The sequence below is a fragment of the Streptomyces sp. NPDC045956 genome (assembly GCF_056430705.1).
Window position 1 is genome coordinate 168,822 of sequence record NZ_JBWKKZ010000009.1, and the last position, 22,674, is coordinate 191,495.

A 22,674-nucleotide genomic window follows, 5' to 3' on the forward strand; every position below is an offset into this window, starting at 1 on the left:
TGGGTTTAGGGAAAGGGGAGGGAGTACTCGAATCGCGGTCGCGTCAGCGGCAGGGGGATTGCGGCCGGTCGCGGGATACGGCGTCGCAGAGGGCGGGGATGCGGTCGACGAGGTCGGTGGCCGACTCGATGAACTGCTGCGGTGTCGGCCCGATCAGAACCACCCGCCGTGATGTGGCGGCGGCCTGGCGGCGCTGGTTCTCCACGGCGCGGGCAAGAGCAGCCGTCAGTTCGGCGGCGGCGTCCTGGGCGGCCTTGGCGATCTGCGCGACGCGGTGAAGGAGCAGCAGGTCCGGAGGGGAGGGCCGCGTCGTCTGGCGGCTGAGGGTGAGAAACAGCCGCAAAGCGGTGCCGGCGAGGTCCTGGGCGTCAGTGAGGCGCGCGGCCAGTGTGGATGCGGATGCGCCTCGTTCGGCGGGCAGGAAATGCAGGGCCTGGTGCAGCGAGGCCGCGTCGGACGAGATGCGGGCGAGGACCGGGGCCGGGTCGGCGGGGTCAGGCACGGGTCTCCGTGGTGGCGTGCGGGTTCAGGGTTTGGGCGAACGCGGTAGTGAGTGCCGGGGCCTGCTCGGGGGCGGTCATCAGGGCGCGGACGACGGGGGTGCCGATGACGACGGCGTCCACCAGTGGCGCGACGCGTTCCGCGAGGGCCGGGGTGGAGATCCCCACGCCCGATACGACGGGCAGGGGACTCGCGGCGCGCAGGCGTGTCGTGAAGTCGGCGAGAGCGGGCACGTCGAGCGGGCCGCGGTAGTGTCGCTCACGCGGCCGTCCCGAAGTCGGACTGTGTCGGCGCGTGCTTCGCGACGGCGCGAGCCGTGATTGCCTTCGACGCGCGGGCGGACGCCGCGGACAGTTCCGCGGCTCCTGGCTCTCGGTACCACGGTCGCAGGTCGAGCATGGCGGCGCGCATGCCGGTGGCGAAGCACAGGGCGGTGCCCTTGGGCAGGGCTCGGATCGCGTCGGCGGGCAGGATCCGTTCCTGCCGCATCGACACCGACGTGCTCTTGCCGGACTCCGAGTGCGAGGTCGATGTGGTCTCGACGTCGTGGTCGCCGATCAGGCGGGAGAGCTTGTCGGCGAAGTCGGGGTCGTCGATGCCGGAGCCGATGACCTTGACGGTCGAGGCGGACCACATGGCGTCCATGCCCGCGTCTCCCCAGACCTTCTGGCCCTGGCGGTAGGACTGGAGGATGGTGATCGGGATGATTCCGCGGGAGCCGAGGTGGGAGTACAGGTCCGGCAGGTCGCTGATCTTGCACACGTTGGCGGCCTCGTCGAGGATCGCCAGCATGGGCGGGTCCAGGCGTCCGCCGGCGCGTTCGGCCTGGGCGGTGGCCGCGCGCATGACGGAGTCCGCGCACGCGGCGATCAGTGCCGAGGCCCCGCCTCCCCCGTCCTTGCTCAGCAGGTACAGCGTGTCGGTGGAGGTGACGAACTCCGACGGGCGGAACTCGGAAACGTCCTCCTGCGGGGTGACCCAGGCGGCGATCTCGTTGTTCAGCAGTGCGGCGGCGTACTGGCGGGCAGTCTCGTAGATGCCGTCGCGCGTCTCCGGGGGTCCCTCGACGGTGCCCTTGAGCTGTGCTGCGACGGCGGCGAAGTCGTGGTCGCGGAGGATGTCGAGCGGGGTGCGGTCGGCGGGGAAGGCGAGCCACTGCATGATGTCGGTGATGGGCCGCTCGTCGAGCGCTGCGGCCAGCAGCAGTTGGGACAGGATGTTGCTGCCGGCCTTGGACCAGAAGTCGCCCTGCTGGGAGGCGTCCACCGAGGCGGCGAGGAAATGTCCGGCGAGCCGGTTCGCCCCATCCAGGGTTGTCGCGCTGGCGAGGGGGTTCCACCACATCTCGCGTGCGGCATGCGCGATCTGCTGCGGATCCATGGTCCACACCTGCCCGACGCGGGAGCGGGCCTCGTATGTGGCAGTGAATGCGTCGCCTGCGGCCTTGTTCGAGGTCAGCAGGACGGGGCCGGGCGCGGCGAGCATCGAGGGGATGGCGAGCGAAGTCGTCTTGCCCGAGCGGGGCGCCATGATGGCGACGGCCACATCCTCGTAGCCCATGCGCACCTCGTGCCGGGTGTTCTGCAAGTTGCCCAGGAGGATGCCGGTGTCGCGGGCTTCGATGTGCTTGGCGTCCTTCAGGCTCGGGCGCAGCGAGCGGGCCTTGTCGGTGATCGCCTTGGCCATCAAGGGCTCGATGTCCCTGGCCTTGGCCATGCCGGTGATCTTCTTCCGGCCGCCGCCGCAGTTCTTGCGCCGGACCCACAGCGCGACCGCCGTCACCCCGAGAGCCAGGAGAAGCAGAACGGGAACGATGCGTGCCCCGATGAGCAGGGCGTTCTCCCCGGCCTCGGGCCAGACCTGCTCGGGGTGGAGCAAGGCGTTGGTCGGCTGGTAGGGGGCCCAGCTGCCTCCGGCGAGGTAGGCGGTGAGGTTGCCGCACAGCCAGGCCAGGTGGGACAGGGGGACGCCGGCGGCGAGCACGCCGAGCAGGAGGCGCAGGACGACGTCGTATCCGTCGGTGTTGCTGCTGGAGGAGGAGGGCAAGGGCTAGGTGCTTCCAGGCGGGGACGGAGGGATCAGCGCAGGCGGTGGCGCTCGGCCTGCGGCCGTTGCGGAGGAGGCGTACTCGTCGCCGGCGGGCCGGATCGGCGTGCGGCGAGGGAGCGGACGCGTTCTTCCAGGGCGCCGGCGACCTGCTGGGCGGGTACTTCCCGGTGCGAGAGGGTGATGAGGTCCGGGTTGCGAGTCGGGAGGCTGGAGGGGCCTGCGGTGCGCGGCACCGGTCGGGGGTCGGTGAGCGCGGCGGTGAACGCGGTGATCAGGTGGGGTGGGGTGTGCTCGCTGAAGTGGGCTTGCCACAGGAGAGTCCGGAAGTCGCGGAGGGCGGTGTCGACCCACCAGGCCCGAGTTGTCATGTCGGCCTCGACGCGGACGGTGCCGTCGGGTGAGGCGAGCCGGTGGTGGCTGTAGGCCGGAGACCAGCCCGCTTTCAGAAGCGGCTCCTGTGGATCCCAGTTGTCTCCTTGATCGGGAGTGGGATCAGTCAGCACGTCGGTGAACGCAGCGATCATCTCGACAGGGGTGCGGGCATCGAAGCTGGCGAACCAGGCGGGCCGGTCCGGCGCGGCGGCGTGCTGCAGAGTCCACCACCGTCCGTCGGGGTCAGGCTCCAGCCGCAGGAGTGCCTTCTGGTCGGGGCTGGAAAGCAGGACGCGGGGCATCAGGGGGTCGTGACCGTAGCTCCAGCCGCAGGCTCGGTGGAGGGGGGCGGTGATCCAGGCTGGATCGCCGCCGCCAGCCAGGTGGCGCGGGGCGACGTAGTCGATGTCAACGTTGACGGCGACCTCGGGCATGGTTACCGCCCCCTCGCGCCGTGTCCGCTGCGCCGGGACGTCAGGGCGGGGAGCTGCGAGCGCTTCGGCCGGGACGGTGCGCGGCGTGCGGCGGCCTGGATGTCGAGGATGACGCGGCCGTGGCAGGCCCAGTCGTCCAGATAGCTCCAGCACTCTGCGTGGTGCTCGTCCAGCGCGTCGACGTACGCGTCGCTGCCCGGACCGGCGCCCTCGGGGAGCTGGGCCCGGGTCTGGCGCCACTGCGCGTCCAAGGCGTCGAGATGGCTCAGTGCCTCCTCCAGGATGGTCAGCTGCCCGGGCCAGCTGTCCCGCGTGAGGTGTGCGGGCAGGTGCTGGAGCTGGAGCCGGGCGGTGGCCAGCAATTGGCGAGCGCCAGGACGGATGCCGTCGAACGCTGCGGCGGTGTCCGCGTCACGGACGGCGGCCCGACGGCCGTAGGCGTCCTCGTCGAAGGGCCAACCGTCCAAGTCCGTGTTGAACGCGGTGAAAGCGTCCCAGGACGCCAGGATCCGTTCACTGTGGCGCAGATAGCGATTGAGGCGCCGCAGCGAGGGGCGGCGGCCGTGGTTCGTGGTGCGGGAGATGAGAGCATCCTTTGAGGTCAGCGGCGGGCGGCCGACTGGACGGCGGTCGTGGGCGCCGGGGGTGTCGCGTTGGCAGTCTGCTGACGGCGCACGGCGCGGGCCTGTGCGCGGAGCGTCTTCACCCGGGCGGTGTGCGCGTCGACTACCTGCTGCGGGCGCAGCGGGCTCGGCTCTTTGACGGCGCTGTAGTGGGCGGTGCGGTCGAACATGCCGCGCTGCAGCGGGCTCTGGTCGGCCAGCGCGCCCAGGAAGGCACCGGCGAGGCGATCGGGAACGTGCTCGTCGAGGAAGGCGTGCCAGATCCGCGGGCCGGGGAATGATTCGTCGCTGCTTGTCCTGACCTCGATGTGCCAGGACGGCCGTTCATGGAACTCACTCATGGGGCGGTGTTCGATCCGGCACAGCGAGTCCGGAGAGAACGCTCTCCCGGCATCCTCGTACTGCCAGCCTGCGCTGGTCACGGGCTGCCAGGGGTCCGGTTGCGATGAGGGCGGTGTGATGAGGGCGTCGGTGAGGCCGGCGAGGACCTCGGCTGGCACGAGTTCACCGAACTCGGCGTACCAGCCATGATCGTTGTCGCCGGGGGCGGCCCGCAGCCGCCACCAGGCGGAGGTGGCGGACTGCGGGTCGAACTGCAGGCGGTAGCGGTGATCGGGGCTGGCCATCACGATCTCGGCGCTGAGCGGGTCGGAGACCGTGGCCCATCCGGCCGCGGCCAGGCCGTGGGTGACGTGACGGGCGTCGCCCGGGCCGGCGAGGTGGCGGGGGCTGGTGTCGAAGGGGATCTGCCCGGCGTGCTTGTCGGCGAAGGCGTCGAGCTGGCGCTCGCTCAACGGCACCGGCTGCACCCCTGCTCGCTCTCGGCGTCATCGTGCAGCGCACGCAGCTCGTCCAGGACGTAGTGGAGGGTGTGCTGGTCGGTCTGTTCCCAGGCGGCTGAACGCAGCTCGGCGATCAGGACGTTGACGTGCGCGGTACGTGGGATGGCCTGGTGTTCCTGGATGGTGCGGGCGAGTGCACGCAGCGTGTCGGCGAGCTGAACGGGCAGGCCCGTGTACTCGTCGAGGAGCGGCTCAACGAGGGCGAGGGCTTCATCGGGGTCGGGATTCTCGCGCAGGTACTCGGTGACGTCCGACAGCGTTTCAGTCAGGGCACGCAGGGTTTCCGGGGTGGGGGCAGGCATCGGGCTCCTTCAGATGGGGATGGAGATCAGCGGCGGGTCCGGGCACCGCCGGCCGGGGCGTAGGGACGGGAGGTGGTGCGGGGCCGGGCGCTTCGGGCGCTGTTGCGGGCCCAGGTGGCGGCGCGGGCAGCTGTAATCCGGGCCTGCTGCCAGGCGCTGAGCTGGGAGGGCTTGACGGAGACCGACCAGGTCCGGATCTGGTCGCTGTGCGGGACACGTCCGCGTGGGCGCATCACCGGGTCCGGGCCGGCAAGTTCGGTGGAGAAGGCTTGGACCAGGTGCATCGGCGTGTTCGGCGTGAAGTGGGCAGTCCAGCCGTTGCCCTGCTTGTCCTGCGCTCCGGTCCACCACATCGCCGAGCCACCGACGCCCTGGCGGTACTGCATCCACGCGGTGCCGTCGGGGCTGCTCGCCGAATAGTCTTGGCCCTCGAACCGCGTGTGCCAGTTCTGCTCCCGCAGAGGTGCCCAGACGTTGGGGGCGTGTGCGGAGCGGGGACGGGTGAGGGCGTCGGTCAGACCGGCGACGATCTCCACCGGAGTCTGCCGACCCAAGTGCGCAGACCATTCACCGGTCGCGCCGCCTGCCCGGCCGTGGATGGTCCATCCGCCCGGCAGGATGTAGGGGTCGTAGGCGACGCGGACGGTGCGGTCCGGGCTCTCCATGAGCAGCGGGCCGCCCTTCTTGGACTTCTCCCGCCAGCCCGAGGCGCGCAGGAACTCCGAGACGTGCCGGACGTCACCGCCGCCGGCCAGGGCACGGGGCTGGACCAGGTAGTGCTGCTCGGCCTGCTCGCCCGGCCCCCAGCCCTGCCACTGCTTCTTCTTCACCGGCGCCGCCGTACGACGAGCGGGGCAGGAGCCGGAGGCTTCGCCGCGCTGGTGGCCGGTCGGGTGCCGAGGTGCTGGAGGAGGTCCTGGTGCTCGTCCAGGTCCAGGCTGATGTCGTGCAGTTCGTTGGCGGCACGGCCCATGGCGAGCCATACCTCCGCTGGCAGGGCGCCTCGTTCCGCCTCGCTCTTGGCGAAGTGGCTGCCGGTGATGACGAGGTGGGTGACGCCGCCGAGGACTCCGTTGTCCGGGTCGAGGACGCGGGCGATGACCTGCGCTGCCTGGGGCGGGGGTAGCTGGGAGAGGTGGTCGGAGAGCTGGCCGAGCTGGCGGGTGATCTCGTCGGCCAGTCTCACCGGGCAGGGGGCGGGGTGGGACATGCTCCTCCGGGTGCGTGGACGGTCAGTGGTGGTGGCGCTGCCCGACGCGTTGTGCCTCGGTGGGGACGGCTTGCGGGCGGGCGCCGGCCAGTGGGGAGGCGCGGTCGGGGCCGGCCGTGATGCAGGCGCGTAGATAGCGGCGGAACAGGGCGGTTGCGAGCCGGGGTTTGAGCCGATCGCTGATCGGTGCGGGTGTGCGTTGTGCTACGGGTTTCTCCGTGGAGTTGGGCGGCGGGGAGGTGGGCGGCCCCAGCGTGGTGCCGGGGCCGCCCGGCCTTACGGGGTGCGGCGGGCCGGTGCGGGGCGCGAGGGGGAACTGGCGGGCGCCGGTTGCTGCGGGGCGGGTCGGGCCGCGCGCGGCTGGAGGCGGTGCACGGCCTGCTGGTAGAGGGCTTCGTCGAAGACCTCTGGGTCGCAGTTGACCGTGTATCCGGCCAGGAGCAGGGCGGGGATGGCGCCGTTCGCCAGGTGTTTCTGCTCCTCGGCACCGAGGTGGTCGGGCACGGTGTGCCAGATGTAGAGCGGCTCGCCTGTGGGGTATTCGTGGCGTTCGAGGCCGAGCTGTTCCAGCAGGTCGTGGAGGCCGGCGGGGGCGCCGGCGGGGGTGTCGGCGTGGATGGTGGTCGTCAGGGCCTTGATGTAGATCTCTACGTCTGTGCCGTACTCGTCGGCCAGATTGGCCATACGTTTCTTCTCCGGGGTCAGCGGCGGCGGGAAACCGGGGACTGTGCACGGCCCGCTGCCGGTGTCGGGGCCGGTGCGGTCGCTGGCGGCTGCGTCGGGCGGGCGGCGTGGTTGCGGGCGCGCGGGATGACGCGGGCGGCCTCGCTCAGGGAGTTGGCGGTGCTACCGAGCCGTGCGATGGGCTCAGGTTCCTCGCCGGGCGCGGCGCCGTGGAGATCACTGGCGGCGATCCAGGCGCGGACGATCACTTCTCTGGTCAGGGGCAGCAGCCCGTGCACGGGGGCCGCGACCTCGGTCAGGAGTTCGGCCACCTCGCTGCTGGTCTCGGCGGCCGAGGCCCGCTCGGCGAGTTGGGTGAGGTAGCGCAGGGCGGCGTCACGGTCGCCGTCGGGGGCGGCCAGCATGTTCAGGGCGGGGTCGAGGTGGACGCTGTGGCCGTCGGCGAGCAGGGCGTGGGAGGCGCCGGTCGCCTTCAGGCGCTGCTGCTCGATGGGCAGGCCGTGCGGAAGACGGTGGTAGTCACCGCGGGGTCCGGGAGAGGTGAGGAAGCCGCCGGTCCGCTGGAGGATGTCCGCTGCCTGCTCGGTGCCGCCGATGGCCACGACCAGGCCGGTACGGGGGTCCTTGGTGATGGTGACGTACTCCAGGACCCAGAAGTCGGGCTCCGTCTGGTTCATCGCGTCCTGGCGGTGGGTGTACGGGCGCCGGCGGGGGCCGGCGGAATGGAGGCCGGGGCGGAGGTGGGCGCGTGACGTCCGGCGGGGTGCTGGAGGGCGGTGCCGATGCCGAGCGCGTCGAGCTGCGGGCCGATCTCGCGCAGCGCGCGGGCCTGGGCCTGGGTGTCGTCGCCACTCAGGCGGTAGATGCCGCTGTGCGGGTCCTGGATGAAGCCGTGGGCGGCGAGGATGGTGCCGGCCCGGTCGTCGGCGGGGGCGGTGGCAACGCTGCCGTCCGGCTGCCAAGTCAGGACGACCCGGTCCGGCTGGGAGGGCTGGATGCCGTCCAGGGCGTTGTGCCTCACCTGGGCGAGCGCACGGTCGTAGCGGACGAGGAGATCGCCGGAGACTTGCTCGGCGCCGAGGAACGGGTCGTCGGTCAGGGCGATGCCGTTGGGCTCGGGGACGCCGCGGTACGCCTCGTCCGGCAGGGCGTGCGGGGCGACGGCGGCGAGGAGGAAGCCGTCGCGTTCGTCGTGCCGGTCGATCAGGACGAGCTGGGCGCCGTCGGGGCGGCTGAGGACGGCTGCCTGCTGCGGGGGCTGTTCGGCGAGGGAGGCGGCGACCAGGTCCAGGTCCCAGATGCGGTCGGTGAGGTCGGCGAGGTCGCCCTTGGCGTCGCCCGTCAGGTGGGTGCTGGTCCAGGTGTCGGAGAGTTCGCCGGCGAGGACGTCGGCGTAGGAGGCGAGGCGCTCGGAGGCGCTGTGGTCGTGCATGGTGTCCTTGGGCAGTTGCAGGGGCGTTAGCGGCGCAGGCGGGTGGCACCGACGGGTGGCGGTGCCGGGGCTGGCAGGGCACGCGGCGGGGGCGGGCAGGCGCACACCGCGGAGCGTTCGGGCTCATGGTCGGGAACCTGCTCTGTGCAGGCGCGGCGGCCGGGGTGAGGGGCGTGCCGGTCGGCCAGCCGTCCGCGGGTGTGCGCGAGGTCGGAGCGGATGACGCGGACGTATGCGTCGGCGAGGTAGCGCAGGCGCCCGGCGGTGTACGGATCGCTTGCGTCGCCGAGGCCGTCGAAGAACTCCGCCAGGGCGCCGAGGGTTTCCTCGAACCCGGCGAGGATGCCGTCGTGGGGCGCGGTGAGTTCGGTGAGGATGTCGGCTGCCTCGGCGGTGTCGGTGGCCTCGCGGAGACGTTCTGCGAGGTGGGAGACCGAGGCGCCGAGCGTGGGATAGGCCGCGGGGCGGGCTTCGGTGTCGAAGCGCTCGTCGCAGTCGGCGTGGTACCCGACGGCCCGCAGGCGCCCTACGGCATCGATGGCGAGACGGGACTCCTCGTCCTCAGTCAGGCCGACGGGGGCGCGGTGGTAGCTCTCGTGGAGGCGGACGACCGCGACGAATCCCGCGCGCTGGAGAAGGCTGTGCGCCTCAGCGTCGCCCCCGCGGGCGAGGAGTTCGCCGGAGTGCGGGTCACGGCGGATGTCCAGGAAGCGGCCGGTGGTGCGGGGCAAAGAGACGTTTCTCCTACGGAGATCGGTGGGTGGTGCGCCGGGCCGCGGCCGGTGCGGCGGCGGTCCGGGTCTGGGCCAGATGGGCCGCAGTGGCGTCCAGGTCTTGCTGAATCGCGTGGAGGCGGCGGGCGATCAGCTCCAGACGGTGCGCCGTGTCCGTGCCGGCAGCCCCCGGTTGGCGGGCGATCCGGTAAGCGGTGTGCTCGACCAGTCCGCGGACCGTGGCCAGCGGGCCGGCCTGTTCGTCGGCGAGCTGCGTGAGGACGCCAGCGAGCTGCGCCGATGCGGTCGGGACCGTACGGGCAGCGGACCACTGCGTGGTGCCGGTGCGGACGGGGATCAGGTGCAGGTCCTGCTCGATGCGGCGCGCTTCGTCCGCAAGCCGTCGCAGGATGTCGGCGGGAGGGGTGCGCCAGGTGCCGTCGAGGTGGATCAGGTTGGCGATCAGATCCAGACGTCCGGGCTGGCCCTGGACAGCGATCCACCGCCAGCCGTGCTCTGCGGCGCCGGGTACCTCGATACCAGCGGCCCGCGCGAACCGGTGGGCGGTTTCGGACCATTCGGGACCTGTCAGCTCCCGGTCGTCCGGATGGAGCCGGACGTCGAGATGGAGGATCGCGTGCCGGTCGTCGTCCGGGCTGGCAGCGAACGGATGCTCCAGGTACGGATCTTCGAGGTGCTCGGCCCACTCAACGGACGTCCAGGTCCTCTGCTCGTCGTCCGGGGTGTAGTAGTCCAGGCCCGGCCAGTGGGCGACCACGGTGTACTCCGTCAGGCCCTCGTTCGGGGACCGCCCGAGCGCCTCGGCCAGCGGCTCGCGCGGCGAGTGGGCCCTTGCATGCAGGCGGGGGATCACGACGGCACCCCGCTCGACACGCGGGTGGGTGACCGGTGCTGATGAAGGTCGCGGGCTGCACAGAGCAGCGAGCGCTCGCGCACCAGGTCGGCGTGGACCGAGATGTCTCCTGGCGGAAGACAGTCGATCGCCCTGTCGATGGCGCTCAGCCCCTCGTCGTACCGGCCCAGCCGGCGCAGGGCACCCGCCACGCGGAAGAGGACGATCGGGTCGGTGCCGGTGGCGAGGGCGGGCCGGGAGCTGAGGGCCAGGAGACGCTCTGCACCCTGGTTCAGGTCCTGGCCGAGCCACAGTCCGTGCAGCAGGACGTGCAGTGTCTTGGGGTGCTCCTCGGCCTCGGTGAGGACTTCGTCCAGGACCGTCAGGCCCTCGGGGCAGGACTGGCCAAGCAGCGCGAAGGCGTACAGGGCGCGGGTGTAGCAGTCCAGCGGCTGACGTGCGGTCTGCGCGAGCTGTTCGACGAGGCGCTGGAGGGTGGGGCAGCGGAAGTCGAACCGCAGGGCGCTCAGGTACAGATGCGCCAAGGTGCGGGTGGTGATCGGATCACGGTGCGTCGCGAGGACATCCTCCGGGGACAGCAGGCCCAGGACGCTGCGGCCGGCTGACCGTGCTGCCCAGGCGGCGTCCGCGCACACCTCGGCTGAGGTTTTCCAGTCGGCCCGGATGCCGTGGAGGTCTTCGGCCAGGTGCAGCGGCCAGGAAGGATCGTCCGCAGTTGCGGTGGCTCGGGCCCTGGCCTTGTGGAGCGCAGCGGCACGGTCGGGGCGGTTCGTGGGGGGAGTCACCGGCCGCCCCTGGTGTCTGCGGTGTGCACGAGCTGGCCCAGGGCGGTGGTGGTGTACCAGCCGCAGTCGATCAGCTCGTCGCGGCCGGCGAACCGCGTAAGGAGGGCGTCTTCCATGGCCCGCAGGTAGATCAGGCAGTCCGGGCAGCGGCGCGAGAGGTGCACGAGGTAGCGGGGGTGAGCGGTGACGTAGGACTGGGCACCCCCGGTGGGGTCACGCAGGCGCCATCCGTCCTCGTCGGTGGGGGTGTGCCAGGAGGGGGCGACGATGCGCATGGAGTCTCCCCACAGTTCTCCGCCGGCCACCCCCTTGAGGACGACGACGGTGTCTCCGGCCTGAAAGTGGGCGTGAGTGATATCTCGAGTGGGAGTGAGCGGGTCGGGGGTGCGGGCGGTGACGGGGGTGGGCTGATGGTCCCAGGACGGAGGGAGCACGCGGTTCCTTCCACGCGATGGCTGTCGGGGTGGGAGCATCAATAGTCCGGAGGAACGCCGGTTTGGCTAACCGGCGTTTCCCGGCTATGTTGCCCCGCCGTCAGCGGAACGGATTCTCCGTCCCGCGGTCCGCCTCGGTGGCTGCGTCGAGGAGTTCGAGCAGGTCAGTGCCTTCGGCGTCACGCTGGTCGATCCACCAACCGGCACGAGTTATGGAGCGGGCCTTCTCCTCCAGCTCCGCCCAGTCCGTCTCGTCCCAACTGCCCTCGACGACCAGGGCGGTGTGCGCGGCCATCATCAGCTGATGGCGGGAGCGCTCACCCCAGTCCAGGGCCTTGGCCGGGCCCTCCAGCTGCGGCATGTCGAACTGCTTGGCCCAGGTGGCGGCTGCCTCCTGCTCCTCGGCGCGCTTCTCCGCGAGCCACTTCTCCTTGGACGCGGAGTCGGCGTCGCGCGCCGCCTTCCAGCAGTCGGTGCAGTCCTTCGACGCGAGCCAACGGGCGAAGCCAGCCCGCTTGTCGGCGGGGCGGTTGGACAGGTCGTGATCTACCCGGTGGGAGCAGGCGTGCTCCACGGTCCAGTGCGTACTTACCCCCGGGGAATTCCGTTTGATGGGCGTTACGTTCGAGGTCGGGCTGCTGCTCTGGGGCTTCAAATCGAGTGCCTTTCGTTGACGGTTGGGGTTGCACGAGTCATGCGACGGACGGGGGCGGTCTGGAGTGCTTGGCGGTGGTCCTGGGGACGCTTCCGCCTTCTGCGTCGTCTCAGCGGGTCCTGCGGATGGCGTCTGTGGCCGCCTTGGCGATGGCGGCGGGAGCGCTGGAGGGCTGGGGCAGGTGCAGCAAGGTGGTCCCCGGCAAGTGGCGGGATTCCGCGGTGAGGGTGAGCTGGAGTACGGCGCAGCCGGCGGTCGTGAGCTGCTTGACGCGGGTGACGGCTTGAGCGGTTTCGTCGCTGCCGTAGTGGGCGTCGGTGACGATCACGAGGAGGCGGCCGGCGCCGGGGCGGCTGAGTTCGAGGCCGTGGTCGAGTGCGTCGATGGCGTTGGCGAGGTTGTGGTGGCCGCCGGTGGCATCGAACGTCGTCACGCGCTCGGGTGCTCGGTGGGTGGGCCGGGTCAGTGCGGTCAGGTGCCTGTCGTAGGCGATGGTGGCGGTACGGGAGTCGGGGTCGGTCAGGGCTGCTGCGCGTGCCACGATCCAGGCAGCGGAGGCGACGGGCTTGCAGGCGGCGCGCATGGAGCCGGAGACGTCGACGGCGATCCCCACACGCAGTGGTGGGGTGGGGGAGTTCCGGCGGCGGGTGTGGGTGAACGGTTCCGCTGTGGGGACCGACCCGGTCGCGCGCTGAGCGTCGCGGGCGAGGGCCGCGCGCATGTTGAGGCGGCCGGGCGGGGTGGGGCTGGTGGTCCGTTCCTCGGTCCGCTCGCGGTAGGCGGCGGCACGCAGGGCGCGGCTCAGGCGCGCGGCGGCACTCTGCTCGGCGGCGGTGGGCCTGCGGGTGCCGGTGACCGGGTTGCCGGAGGGTGCCGGTGTGCCGTCGGGGTGGACGGTGGTGCTACGGGCGTTGAATACCGACTTGGCGGTGGCGGCGGCTTTGCGTCGCTGGCGGGCTCGCTGGGCGCGGTCCTGAGCCTGCGCCTTGGAGCGCGACGCCATGGCGTTGGCCGCTGCGGCCTGCGCCGCGAGGTCGGCCGCGTCGGTGGCTGCCGCGTGGTCCATGACGACCCCCACGGCGCCGGTCAGCAGATCGGAGAGGCCCTCCGGCACGGGCAGGGCGGGGGCCGCGGCGTCCAGAGCGTCGCACCATTCTTGACCGTGCGCGAGCATGGTCGTGGCGTCGTGGTCGGCGCACTGGTGAGCTGCGGTCCAGATGCGGGTGAGGGTGGTCAGCAGGTTGGCGCCCAGCACCTTTTCGCACAGATCGGCGACGGCCCGGGTCTCGCCGGCGTCCAGGATGCCGACGTCCCGGCGGCCGAGGATCAGGGCTGCCGCGGCGGCGGCCTGCTCGATGCCCTGGAGGGTGGGGTGGGCGATGTCGGGCATGACCAGGGTTCGGGCGCTGGTGCGCAGGTACGTGCGGTCCGTGGGCCGCATGATCAGGTGCGCGCCTTCGACGCGGCTCTCCTCTAGCAGGAGCGCGGCCTCGACGACGCGGGGGTTGGCCTCGGCAGGCTGTGTCCAGACGGAGTGGGCCGCGTGCGCGGCCTCGTGGACGAACACTCCCCAGGCGGCGGGATACCGCTCCTCGTCGCCCACGATCCGCGGATGGATCTCGTGGGGCTGGAGGGGTGCGAACAGGCGGGCGTCGAACTCGACCTCGCCCAGCGTGGGGAAGAACGCGGCCGGGGCGCCGCTGCGCGTGCCGGGGCTGCAGGTGACGAGGAGGTCCTGGCGGCCGGAGAGGGCGACCAGCCGGTCGCCGAGTTCGGCTCCAACCCGCAGCCACGCGGCCGGGGAGGAGCGGGGTTGCGCGGGCGGGGCGCCGTCGTCGTCCCAGCGCGCGAGGTCGGCGTCGTCTTCCGGCGTGGACTGGATGTGGTGGTGGGCGCTCATCGCGGGCGGCCCCGGTGTGCGGAGCCGGTGCTGCCCGGAGGCTGCCGGGCGGCTGAGGCGGGGAGCTGCTTGCCGAGGGTGAGAGGTGCGATCTTCTTGATGCCGACAGCCTTCGTGACGGCGTCGGCGACGGCGTCACGATCCTCCACAGGAGCGATGCCGACGAGGTTCGCGAGCGCGGCTTTGGTGCCGAGGACGGCCTCGGTCTTCTGGTAGCTGAGCAGTTCCCGCAGTTGGGGGGCCCAGCCCAGCTCGCCGAGTTCGACCTGCTGGGCGAGGTGTCGGGCGACCCGGACCACCCGGGCATCGATCCTCAAGGCCAGGGCGAGGTCGTAGTCCGTGCCGATATGGATCTGCACGCTGAACCGGCTCGCGAGCGCCTCCGTCAACACCGCCCCGTGGACGCCGGGATTGTGGCCCGCCACCACGTAGAAGCCCGGCTCGGCCTTGATGGTCTCGCCCTTGTGGGCCTTGACCTGGATCTGCCGGCGTCCGTCCATCGCGGGATACAGCGCCGCCAGGACCTTCGGTGAGATCAAGGTGGCATCGTCGATCAGCAGGGCGCGGCCCTCGGTCATCGCGGTGACCAGCGGACCGTACTGGAAGACGTAGGCTCCCGCGTCGTCCTGTGTGTACTCGCCGATCAAGTCGCCGACCGTGGTGTCGCCGTCACCGGCGACGGTGAGCAGGTCCGGGAACGCCGCCTCGACCAGACTCGTCTTGCCGGTGCCCGGAGGGCCGTAGAGCAGCACGGGCACGTCGGCGTCGCGCAAGCGGTTCAACGCCTCGACGTCGGGCAGATCGGCCAGCTCCCGGGGGTGGTAGAGCTGGCCCCCCGCGCGGCGGATCGGGCCGGTCTGCTTGGGCGCGGCTGCTGCGGTGTAGGTCGTACGGGTCGTGGCCGCCTGGGCGCGGGGAGAGTGGGTGCCCGGTGGGCTGATCACAGCCCTCTGCGCGGCTGCGGCGGTTTTCGCGTTCGCGCGGAACTGCGGTTGTCCGGTCCCGCTTTGGTCGGCCTCGCCGCGTCGCACCAGGGTGAGGGCGGCGTTGCGGACGGCGCCGTGGGAGTGGCCCAGCTGCCTGGCCATGTCCCCTATGGTGAGCTTGTCCGCCGGCCTGTCGGCCAGCAGTCGGGCCACCTTGGCCCGTAGTTCGCCGCCCTTGGTGCGCGCTGGTCTGGTAGGCCCGGGTGTGGTCAAAACGAGAACCCTTCAACAGGTGTGGGTGGGGGCGGGGTGGGCGATGCGCTGGAGAGGCGGGCCGCTCTCGGAGGGGATCACGGGCTGTGCCGACATCGGCGACCGGGCCAATCGGGGCGTATCGTCGGCGCTCACCGGCTGGCCGAGGGCTCGGTCCAGGGGCACGGGACGGCCGGCGACGAGCAGCTGGCTGGTTGCCGGGCAGCCCCGTGCGCCTGCTCCGTACCGAGTTCCGTCGCTCGGCAGGCGCAGCCGGGCGTTTCTTCGAAACCGTCCTGGAGCAGGATCCGCCGGGCGGCGGCGTTGTAGCTGGTGGTGGTGATTTCGCCGGTGATGGTGTGCCGGATCGGCATGAACGGCTCTGCTGGTGCTTCGGGCAAAGCGGATCTCCTATCGGTGGCGGGCCGTCGTGCTGGCGCGGGGCGGCGGCGCGGGCGGTGTGGTGTCCACGGCCGGGCGCGGGCGGGTGCGCAGCACGGGGGTGCGGTGCGGGGGCAGGACGGCGACGGTCGCACCGAGGTCCTCGGCTGCCTCTTCGACTTCGCGGGTGAGGAACTCGATTTGCCGGCCCAGCGCTGAGAGGCGGGCGGCGGTCTGGCGGCCCTGCACGGTCTCCAGGGCGCTGGCGAACTGGCTGGTCGTCTCCAGAAGTTCTTGCAGGCGGACCATCGGGCCGGCGGCGTAGCCGCGCTGGACAGCTCCCAGGAGAGCGTTCGAGGCGTCACCGGCACTGTGGCCTTCGACGACGTCGCGGATGAGGTCCTGCAGGGACAGCTCCGGGGCCGGAGCCGGACGGTTGAACCGGGAGATGTCCGAGCACAGCACGCCGGGCGGAACCGGAGCGGGCAGGGCCTTGCCCGCCTCGTACTCGTGGGCGAAGTGCCCGATCACCTGCCAGCCCGGTACGCCCGGGTCGCCGCGCAGCGCGACCACTGTGGAGTCGTCGTCCTCGACCAGGTAAGCGAGGGTGATCGGCTGTCCGTCGGCGGCGTACCACGACTCGGTCAGCTCCAGCGCACCACGTATCTGTGCGGCCTGGGCCCTGTCGGTCCACAGTTGCTGTTCCTCGTCGGTCAGCGGAGCCTGGTGGTGCCGGCCGTCGCGCTGGTCGGCGAGGTTGCTGGCGATCGGGCTGTGGTCCGCCCAGGCAGTGAGGTGCGGCCACAGAGCGGCGTGCTGAGCACGTTCGGCTGGAGAGCCGGGCGCGGCCGGCCGGGCGAGGGCCCGGCGGATCTCGGCGGCGGACGATGCCAGGCCGTCCAGGACGGCCCGCCACCCGGTCAGGTGCCGGGCGGGCGGCAAATCGTCGAGCGCGAGTCGGGCGGCATCGAGGAGAGCCTCGGCGTGCGGGGCGAGGTGGGTGACGTACGCCTCCACCGCCGCCTTGTCACGGTGGGCTCGTGCGGCTGCGGCGGCGTCTGCGTGGACGGTGCGGCCGTGGCGGTCCCGTGTCCTGTCGAGGGCGGCATCGGTCTCGCAGTCGATGACGGCCATCCGCAGCCGGAAGTCGCGTGCCTTGCTGGCCAGTTCGGACGCCGTCGGCAAAGGACTGTCGGGGGCTGGGCTGTTCGTGGGTGTCATCGGGACCGCCCGCCGGCTGCGGCCGTCAGGTGGACGGTGGGAGCGTAGGTGGGCTTCGGCGGGATCGGCCGGGCCGACGGAGGGTAGGTGGTGGGCGGGCTGGAGCGCTGCGTCGTTCGGCCGGCGGCGGCCTGGGCGAGCCTGCTGCGGCGCTCCTGGAGCCCGTGGGGCCGGACAGGGCGCGGCGGACTGGCGGAGAGGGCCGGATTGAGGCGGATGTCGGCCTGCACGGTGTAACCGTGGCGCCGCAGGTCATGGACAGCCTGGCGGGTGCGGCGGACTCCGTCGCGCTCGGGCTCGCTGAGGCGATACAGCCCGGGTTCACCGGGAACGGGCTCGAACTGCTCGCGCTCCAGGAACCAGTGGGCGAGGTGCTGGGGAATCGAGGAAGTGAAGGAGGCGATGAAGCCGTGTTTCTTGTGGTCGCCGAAGGAGAAGTGGGTGCCGGGTTGCAAAGGGGCGGGAATCTCCAGACTTGTCGTGGGGAACGGTCAGTGGCTGCGGTACGCCGGCCGGGCCGCAGCGAGGGGGCGGGCTGGGGCTGTGACGGGGAGGGCCGGGCGGCGGTGGGGTGCGCTCAGGCGGGCCTGGCGCAAGAACGCGTCGCCGTCGGTGAGCCACGTCTCGATCGCCGGCCACGCGCGTGCTCGGCGCTCATGCTCCGGTACGGCATCACCGTGGACGATCTCGTCGAGCAGGGCTTCGGCATCGCTCACGGCGTCGGCCAGACGGGAGAGGGCTGAGGCGTCGTCGGGCCACGGGCTGTTCGCGGGCCGGCACCGGTCGAGCAGCGTCGGGGCGTGGTCGACGACGGTCAGGAAACGGCGCCAGGCGTGGTCGAGGAACAGCTCCGTCGAGGCGCCGAGGGCGGCGGCGCTCAGCGGGGTGGCGTCGCTGTAGCTGCCGGAGGCGTTCATGGCCTGCCAGGCGTCGTGCTCGGAGCGGATGTCTGCGAGCACGCCGGCGATGGCCGCCGTCTGGCGGGCATGGACGGCCTGCTCGTAGGCGGGAAGGTACCGGTCGGTGAGGGCCTGGGCAGCCCGCCCGGGAAACGGCGGCAGGACGATGCTGGGCGGAGCGTGGGGATCGCCATAGCCTCCTTCCAGCCCTTCCGGCGAGAAGGCGCCCACCAGGTAGCCGAGATGATGGCCGGGCCGCTCGACGAACAACAGAGTGGTGCCCTGCGCCGCGTCGGTGAGGACCGCGGCGTAAGGGATCCGCTCGCTCTGGACGGCGCGGCCGAGGTCGCCGCTGTCCCAGATCCACGGGACCAGGTCCTCCTGCCAGGCCGGGTGCGCATAGATCTCGACCGAGGCGTGCCACTGGCCGGGCAGCAGGCGCGCGAGGTCACGGGCGGCGTCGCCGATGTACCGCCGGCTGCTCATGTGCACGCTGGCGCGGTGCCGCTTCGCGCACGTGACCAGATCGACCACGGTGGTCTGGGTGCCGTCCGCGGGCAGGTGCCAGACGCCGTCGTCGGCTCGCTGGAAGCCGCTCTCGGTGAGGGCGGTGTGCGCCCACGGATACTGCTCGCCCGAGGCGATGGCGACGATCCCCGACTCCCGGCTGTGCGACAGGATGATCTGCGCCTCAGCCACGGACCAGGTCCTCGCCACCGCGCAGGACGGCGCGCAGGCTGCGGCCGTACGCCCAGGCGTGCTCCCGGGCCGCCGCCTCCAGCTGGTCATATCCGACCTGGGCCGTCATCTGCCCGGGGTGCTTGCGGTAGCGGTACACGGGCACCGGAAGCAGGATTCCGGGCGCGAGCGTGGTGACGCCGAGGGCCGCGCAGTAGTCCTCGCCCTGGACGAGGCCGCCCATCGGCGCTGCGCGCACGAGATCGGTGCGGGCGAGGATCGTGGTCGGCCCGATGGGGATCGTGTCCGTTGGCGTCTTCCAATAGGTCCACACGTCGCCGGCCTCGTGCCGGCCGGGCGGGGTCGGGCAGCGCCACAGACGGGTCGAGCCATCGGGGTGCTGGTCCTCGCTCCAGCCCGCGCACCAGCCGACTCCGGTGGATTCCAGGATGTCCAGCCGTACGGACATGGCGTCATCGGTGAACTGGTCGTCATCATCGGCCCAGTTGACGTAGGGGGTGCGCACGTGAGTGAGGGCCAGATTCCTGGCGCAGGCGGCGCCGACCGGCCGGGGCAGCTTCAGTGTGCGGATGCGAGAGTCCTGCGCGAGCGCGGTCGGCAGGCGCTCGGGTGTGGTGCCGTCGAGCGCGATCACGGCCTCCCACGGCACGGACTGCCGGGTGAGGCTGGCGTGCATGGCGGTCAGGTAGTCGAGGCGGTCGTCGCGCAGGCGGGTGGCGATGACGACCGTAATCAGGGGAGCGGGCAGGGAAGTCTCCGGCAATGAGGGGCGGTGCGGGTCAGCGGCGGGCAGCCGTGCGAGGCCCGGTCGGCGCTGCACCGGCAGCGGGCCGCGGTGGGCGCGCGGTGCGCGAGGTGGTGGGCGTCCGGCGTGTGGTGATGGCGGGCCAGTGCGCCGGGTGGTCGCTGAAGGGGGTGCTGGGGTCGGTGTCCCAGGCCACGAGGGGGCCCGTGCCTGTGCGAGCCATGCTGATCACTTCGATGCCCTGCGGATGCAGGATGTAGCCCCACGGCATGCCCAGGTCGCTGGCGGTGGTGTCGGTGACCGTCATGCGCACCGGGGGCGAGCCGTCCGGAGTGATCAGGCGATCGAGGGTCCGGCTGGGCCAGTGTTCGCCGCCGGTCAGCGTGGCCACGAGCGTGGGCGGGGCGTCGTCGAGGAGATCGGTGCCGAGTTCGTCCCAGCCGACGGCGATGTCGTCGATGAAGTGCTGGGCCATGGCCTCGACGTCGCGTCCGAACTTGTACTGGTAGGCGGCCAGGAGGAGCGGGAGGTGGTTGCTGGGCACGCCGTCGAGCTGGACGTGGATGCCGCTGTACCCCGTGCCGGCGGTGGGGCGGGCGATGAAGGAGTGTGTGGACAGGGAGTTCTCCGGAGCGAGCAGGGGGCGGGGGATGTCCTCGGTGGCCGTCGAAGTGGCGGGCGGGTGCGGCTACGCGCGGTGTGACCAGGAGGGGACCGGGGGGCCGGAGGCGTCGGTGCGGGCGCAGGTGTAGCCGATCAGGCGGGAGGGCTCGGCCTTCGCGGGGACGGTGGCGGCGTCGTTGCACACGAACGTGTACTGGATGGACATGCGGGGCACGTCGTGGAGCCAGGCCCGGTCTTCCTTGCCGGGGTTGATCTGCAGGCCGGAGTGCGCGACGGCGTCGGTCTGGGTGTGCGTGTGGGAGAAGAGGACCAGCGCGCCGCCGTCTTCCGTCTTGAGGGCGTAGGCGTCCGTGAAGCGGTTGTCGGCTTCGTCGAAGACGCTGGTTCCCTTGTCGCCGAAGCGTGTTGCGGCATCGCTGTGGACCTTGACCTGCCGCTTGCTGGCCTTGGTCGGCGCGAACACCTTGCTTCCGGTGTTCGTGCCTCCGGTGGTGAAGTTGTCCAGCACGGCAGTACGCAGCAGGTCGGCGTCGGCGGCCAGCTGCTTGTTGTCGTTGGCGGCGACCGCCGTCGCGTATCCCTCGCGGTCCAGGGCGACGTCGGGCAGCTTCTGGCTGTCGAGGTCGACGACGGACACCATCTCGCACCGCTTGTGCTGGGGCTGTTCGGCGAACACGGCCAGGCGGGAGGGGGCCTTGCCCTTCTCGCTGGAGAGGGCGGCAGCGAACCAGCGGTCCTGTCCGTGGGCCAGGCGGGGGATGTACAGCTTGGCGCTGGCGAGGTCGTAGGACCAGCGCTCGTACGGCTCGCGGTCCTTGGCGGGGAGTCCTTCGGTCTCGGTGTAGTCCGAGACGGACATCGCGTACAGGGGCCCGTCCTCGACGGTGTCGAGGAGGCGCCGGTCGCGGTCCGCATTGGCCTCGTCGTTGATCTTGGAATAGCGGGTGATGACGTCGCGGGCCTGGGAGGTGCTGAGAGCGGGCGCGGGCTTCGGGGCGGTGCTGGCGCTGGGCGTCTGCTGGGCCTGGGCTGGGCCGTCTTCGTCGGAGCAGCCAGTGAGGGCCAGGGTGAGGCAGGCGACGCCGATGATCAGCGGCAGAGTACGGCGGGCGGTGCGGATGGAGGCTCCAAGGGTTCGCAAGGGGAAGAAGTCAGGGCGTGCGTCTGGCCGGTGGGGCGGCTTTCGGCGATGCCGGCGGGAGGACACCTGGCGGGAGGGGTGACGGCTGGGCTGGGGGAACGTGTGAGTTTTCGTGGGGCAAGACGGGATGCGGTAGCAGCCTGAGCTGGGCGAGGCGGCGGTCGATCGCCTCGATCAGGGGTTGGGTGCTGCCGCCGTGGCGCTTTTCGGGCCGTTGGGGAGCACTGGGGTCGTTGGAGGGTGCCGAGTCGTAGATGACCTCGAACAGCGTCTGGTCGTCGGGGTGCTCGCGAGTGGCGATCCAGCCCTCCGGGTCTCCGGGCGGTCGCTCGGAGGGCGGGTCGTGCGGCGGACTGATGACCAGGTAGCTGTCGTCGGGGAGCGAGACGCGCACGTTGTAGGTGCTGAGGCCGAATTCGATGTCGCACTGCAGCCCGCGTGCCCGAAGCGGCGTGATGACGTGTGCGTGGCGACGCCACAGCTCCTGCCACCACGGCGTGTGCACGTTGCGGTGGTCGGGCAGCGGCGCGAGCGGTACCTGGCCGGGTTCTGGAGTGGTCGTTTCGTCAGCGGCCATGGCTCCTCCTGCGGCTGCCGCCGCTTGCGGCCCGGAGGTAGGCGTGCGGGTCGTCGGGGCGTGGGGGAGAGGTCAAAGGGTGTGCTCCTTGCTGCCGACGGGCAGAGCGGCGACGGCTGTGGCGTCGGGGTGAGCCGGAGTGCAGTGGGTCAGGGCGCGCACGGGCACGACCGATGGAGAAGAGCTAACGGCGAGGCCCGGGGCCGGTGGAGGGGGGAGCGGGCGGCAAGCTCGCGGTAGCTCCACGCGAGGCGTCGGCCGACGCTGTGGGGGCGGGGGCCGGGTCATAGGTGGCGCGCAGCCTGTTCAGACCGGCTTCGTCGGCGAGAGCGAGGGCGGACAGCGCCCGGCTGGCCGCTGTCATCAGCAGGTGCGAAGGCGATCCCTTGGCCGCGTCGCGGTTTTCCTGCTTCCACCGTGCTGCGGCGACGAGGTAGTCACTCAGGGCGCGCAGTGCGGGTTCGGCGGCGTCCAGGACGTGGTCGGTGACCGCGTCGATCTCCGCCGGGGTCCGGGCTGCGGCGAGGGCGTCCAGGTACGGGGTGAGGTCGGGCGCTGGCCAGGGCTGGTCGGGTAGGGGGTACGCGGCGCGGAAGGGCTGTGCATCGCGTTGTGCCCACCGCTTCAAGTCGCCGCGGGTGGCGAGGTTGTACCGGGCGGCTTGGATCTGGTCGGCGTCGCGGCCGACGTTGTCGTAGAGCTCGAAGTCTGGGTCGCGGGGGATGATGCAGGAGTCCTTCGGGCTGGTGCGGGCTGCAGGTCGTTGCGGGCGGACTGCACCGAGGTGGCGATCTGTTGCACGAGCAGTTCACGGCTCTGGCGCGGTCAGCGGTGGAGACCGCCAGGCCGGGACGGCGGTGGTTCCGGCGGTCCCTCCCGGCGGGTCAGAGGCGCAAGGAAGCGCTGGACGCCGAGGTGGTCGTCGAGTTCCTTGGCTGCGTCGCGGAGGGATTCCGAGGCACGCCGCAGAAAGGCTCGCGCTGAGGCGTGGTCGATGACCATGCGATTCGTGAGGTAGTGCCGGTCGGTGGGGTTGGTGGTACGGGGCACGGACAGGGCGGCCTCTGCGGTCTCGGTGAAGTGCGGGGCTGCGTGGCTGGAGATGGTCGCGGCCGTGGCGAGTTGCTTCAGGACGGTCCGGCCGGTCCGGGTGGTGTGGTGAGGGCTCCGGGCGAAGGCGTCGGCCAGGCGGAGGACCTCGCGTGAGAGGTCCTGCGCATCGGTGGCGTGCTGGAGCAGCGCGGTGTAGGACGGCGCGGCCGGAACGTGCCCGTTCTCGTCGAGCAGCTCCCACCGCTGGGCGGCGTCGTGCAGTTTGTCCTTCATGGCGTTGAGTGCGCCGATAAGGTGCAGCGCGTCGTCGCGCGGTATCAGGTCGCGTTGGAAATCGGGCTTCACG

Annotated in this window: 29 protein-coding genes; all 29 read right to left on the reverse strand. The window is 71.6% G+C overall.

Features of this window, described 5'->3' with window-relative positions:
- Positions 1-43 precede the first annotated feature (43 nt).
- Entirely contained in the window at positions 44-502 is a 459-nt protein-coding gene (locus tag AC07FV_RS24080) for a hypothetical protein (protein WP_127433513.1), read from the reverse strand.
- Positions 495-668 (reverse strand): hypothetical protein, encoded by a 174-nt coding sequence (locus AC07FV_RS24085; protein WP_479089355.1) that lies wholly within the window; start codon positions 666-668, stop codon positions 495-497. The genes AC07FV_RS24080 and AC07FV_RS24085 overlap by 8 nt, the downstream gene beginning before the upstream one ends.
- A gap of 91 nt (positions 669-759) precedes the next feature.
- Positions 760-2,547 carry a type IV secretory system conjugative DNA transfer family protein gene (locus tag AC07FV_RS24090; protein WP_479089356.1) on the reverse strand — a complete coding sequence of 596 codons (1,788 nt, stop codon included), beginning with the start codon at positions 2,545-2,547 and terminating at the stop codon, positions 760-762.
- Between the two features lie 32 nt (positions 2,548-2,579).
- On the reverse strand, positions 2,580-3,356 hold the full coding sequence (locus tag AC07FV_RS24095; protein ID WP_479089357.1) for an SPDY domain-containing protein: 777 nt from the start codon (positions 3,354-3,356) through the stop codon (positions 2,580-2,582).
- A gap of 2 nt (positions 3,357-3,358) precedes the next feature.
- Positions 3,359-3,823 carry a hypothetical protein gene (locus tag AC07FV_RS24100; RefSeq protein ID WP_260612683.1) on the reverse strand — a complete coding sequence of 155 codons (465 nt, stop codon included), beginning with the start codon at positions 3,821-3,823 and terminating at the stop codon, positions 3,359-3,361.
- A gap of 134 nt (positions 3,824-3,957) precedes the next feature.
- Positions 3,958-4,779: an SPDY domain-containing protein gene (locus AC07FV_RS24105; RefSeq protein ID WP_479089358.1), complete on the reverse strand. Its 822-nt coding sequence runs from the start codon at positions 4,777-4,779 to the stop codon at positions 3,958-3,960.
- Entirely contained in the window at positions 4,770-5,123 is a 354-nt protein-coding gene (locus tag AC07FV_RS24110; RefSeq protein WP_168723761.1) for a hypothetical protein, read from the reverse strand. The genes AC07FV_RS24105 and AC07FV_RS24110 overlap by 10 nt, the downstream gene beginning before the upstream one ends.
- 26 nt (positions 5,124-5,149) lie before the next feature.
- Positions 5,150-5,953 (reverse strand): SPDY domain-containing protein, encoded by an 804-nt coding sequence (locus AC07FV_RS24115; RefSeq protein ID WP_358314014.1) that lies wholly within the window; start codon positions 5,951-5,953, stop codon positions 5,150-5,152.
- Positions 5,950-6,333 (reverse strand): hypothetical protein, encoded by a 384-nt coding sequence (locus AC07FV_RS24120; protein ID WP_479089359.1) that lies wholly within the window; start codon positions 6,331-6,333, stop codon positions 5,950-5,952. Before AC07FV_RS24120 ends, AC07FV_RS24115 begins: the two co-directional genes overlap by 4 nt.
- Before the next feature lie 276 nt (positions 6,334-6,609).
- Entirely contained in the window at positions 6,610-7,017 is a 408-nt protein-coding gene (locus AC07FV_RS24125) for a hypothetical protein (protein WP_479089360.1), read from the reverse strand.
- Positions 7,018-7,034: 17 nt separating this feature from the next.
- On the reverse strand, positions 7,035-7,694 hold the full coding sequence (locus AC07FV_RS24130) for a hypothetical protein (protein ID WP_358314020.1): 660 nt from the start codon (positions 7,692-7,694) through the stop codon (positions 7,035-7,037).
- Positions 7,691-8,449: a hypothetical protein gene (locus AC07FV_RS24135; RefSeq protein ID WP_479089361.1), complete on the reverse strand. Its 759-nt coding sequence runs from the start codon at positions 8,447-8,449 to the stop codon at positions 7,691-7,693. Before AC07FV_RS24135 ends, AC07FV_RS24130 begins: the two co-directional genes overlap by 4 nt.
- Before the next feature lie 26 nt (positions 8,450-8,475).
- Positions 8,476-9,180 (reverse strand): hypothetical protein, encoded by a 705-nt coding sequence (locus AC07FV_RS24140; RefSeq protein ID WP_266073720.1) that lies wholly within the window; start codon positions 9,178-9,180, stop codon positions 8,476-8,478.
- Positions 9,181-9,193: 13 nt separating this feature from the next.
- Entirely contained in the window at positions 9,194-10,036 is an 843-nt protein-coding gene (locus AC07FV_RS24145) for a relaxase/mobilization nuclease (RefSeq protein ID WP_479089362.1), read from the reverse strand.
- On the reverse strand, positions 10,033-10,821 hold the full coding sequence (locus AC07FV_RS24150) for a hypothetical protein (protein ID WP_358314025.1): 789 nt from the start codon (positions 10,819-10,821) through the stop codon (positions 10,033-10,035). Before AC07FV_RS24150 ends, AC07FV_RS24145 begins: the two co-directional genes overlap by 4 nt.
- Positions 10,818-11,255 (reverse strand): hypothetical protein, encoded by a 438-nt coding sequence (locus AC07FV_RS24155; protein WP_164379527.1) that lies wholly within the window; start codon positions 11,253-11,255, stop codon positions 10,818-10,820. Before AC07FV_RS24155 ends, AC07FV_RS24150 begins: the two co-directional genes overlap by 4 nt.
- A 100-nt stretch (positions 11,256-11,355) precedes the next feature.
- A complete protein-coding gene (locus tag AC07FV_RS24160; RefSeq protein WP_266073717.1) occupies positions 11,356-11,829 on the reverse strand; it encodes a hypothetical protein in 474 nt (157 codons plus the stop codon).
- A gap of 190 nt (positions 11,830-12,019) precedes the next feature.
- Entirely contained in the window at positions 12,020-13,810 is a 1,791-nt protein-coding gene (locus tag AC07FV_RS24165) for a vWA domain-containing protein (RefSeq protein WP_479089363.1), read from the reverse strand.
- A complete protein-coding gene (locus tag AC07FV_RS24170; protein ID WP_479089490.1) occupies positions 13,807-14,949 on the reverse strand; it encodes an AAA family ATPase in 1,143 nt (380 codons plus the stop codon). The genes AC07FV_RS24165 and AC07FV_RS24170 overlap by 4 nt, the downstream gene beginning before the upstream one ends.
- A gap of 191 nt (positions 14,950-15,140) precedes the next feature.
- The gene (locus AC07FV_RS24175) at positions 15,141-15,362 is read right to left on the reverse strand and encodes a hypothetical protein (RefSeq protein WP_479089491.1); all 222 of its coding nucleotides are present in this window, start codon (positions 15,360-15,362) and stop codon (positions 15,141-15,143) included.
- A 37-nt stretch (positions 15,363-15,399) separates the two neighbouring features.
- Positions 15,400-16,590: a hypothetical protein gene (locus AC07FV_RS24180; protein WP_479089364.1), complete on the reverse strand. Its 1,191-nt coding sequence runs from the start codon at positions 16,588-16,590 to the stop codon at positions 15,400-15,402.
- Complete coding sequence (locus AC07FV_RS24185; protein ID WP_479089365.1) at positions 16,587-17,045, reverse strand: hypothetical protein; 459 nt, start codon at positions 17,043-17,045, stop codon at positions 16,587-16,589. Before AC07FV_RS24185 ends, AC07FV_RS24180 begins: the two co-directional genes overlap by 4 nt.
- A gap of 36 nt (positions 17,046-17,081) precedes the next feature.
- A complete protein-coding gene (locus AC07FV_RS24190; RefSeq protein ID WP_358481243.1) occupies positions 17,082-18,188 on the reverse strand; it encodes a hypothetical protein in 1,107 nt (368 codons plus the stop codon).
- Entirely contained in the window at positions 18,181-18,924 is a 744-nt protein-coding gene (locus AC07FV_RS24195; protein WP_266073859.1) for a glycosyltransferase family 2 protein, read from the reverse strand. Before AC07FV_RS24195 ends, AC07FV_RS24190 begins: the two co-directional genes overlap by 8 nt.
- Before the next feature lie 43 nt (positions 18,925-18,967).
- Positions 18,968-19,477, reverse strand: coding sequence for a hypothetical protein (locus tag AC07FV_RS24200; protein ID WP_358311708.1), 510 nt, complete (start codon positions 19,475-19,477; stop codon positions 18,968-18,970).
- Positions 19,478-19,621: 144 nt separating this feature from the next.
- Positions 19,622-20,698, reverse strand: a complete 1,077-nt coding sequence (locus AC07FV_RS24205; protein WP_479089366.1) for a DUF8094 domain-containing protein — start codon at positions 20,696-20,698, stop codon at positions 19,622-19,624.
- Positions 20,699-20,708: 10 nt separating this feature from the next.
- Entirely contained in the window at positions 20,709-21,275 is a 567-nt protein-coding gene (locus AC07FV_RS24210) for a hypothetical protein (RefSeq protein WP_479089367.1), read from the reverse strand.
- Between the two features lie 184 nt (positions 21,276-21,459).
- Entirely contained in the window at positions 21,460-21,903 is a 444-nt protein-coding gene (locus AC07FV_RS24215; protein ID WP_442749423.1) for a hypothetical protein, read from the reverse strand.
- A 197-nt stretch (positions 21,904-22,100) separates the two neighbouring features.
- A complete protein-coding gene (locus tag AC07FV_RS24220; protein ID WP_479089368.1) occupies positions 22,101-22,673 on the reverse strand; it encodes a hypothetical protein in 573 nt (190 codons plus the stop codon).
- Between the last annotated feature and the right edge of the window lies 1 nt (position 22,674).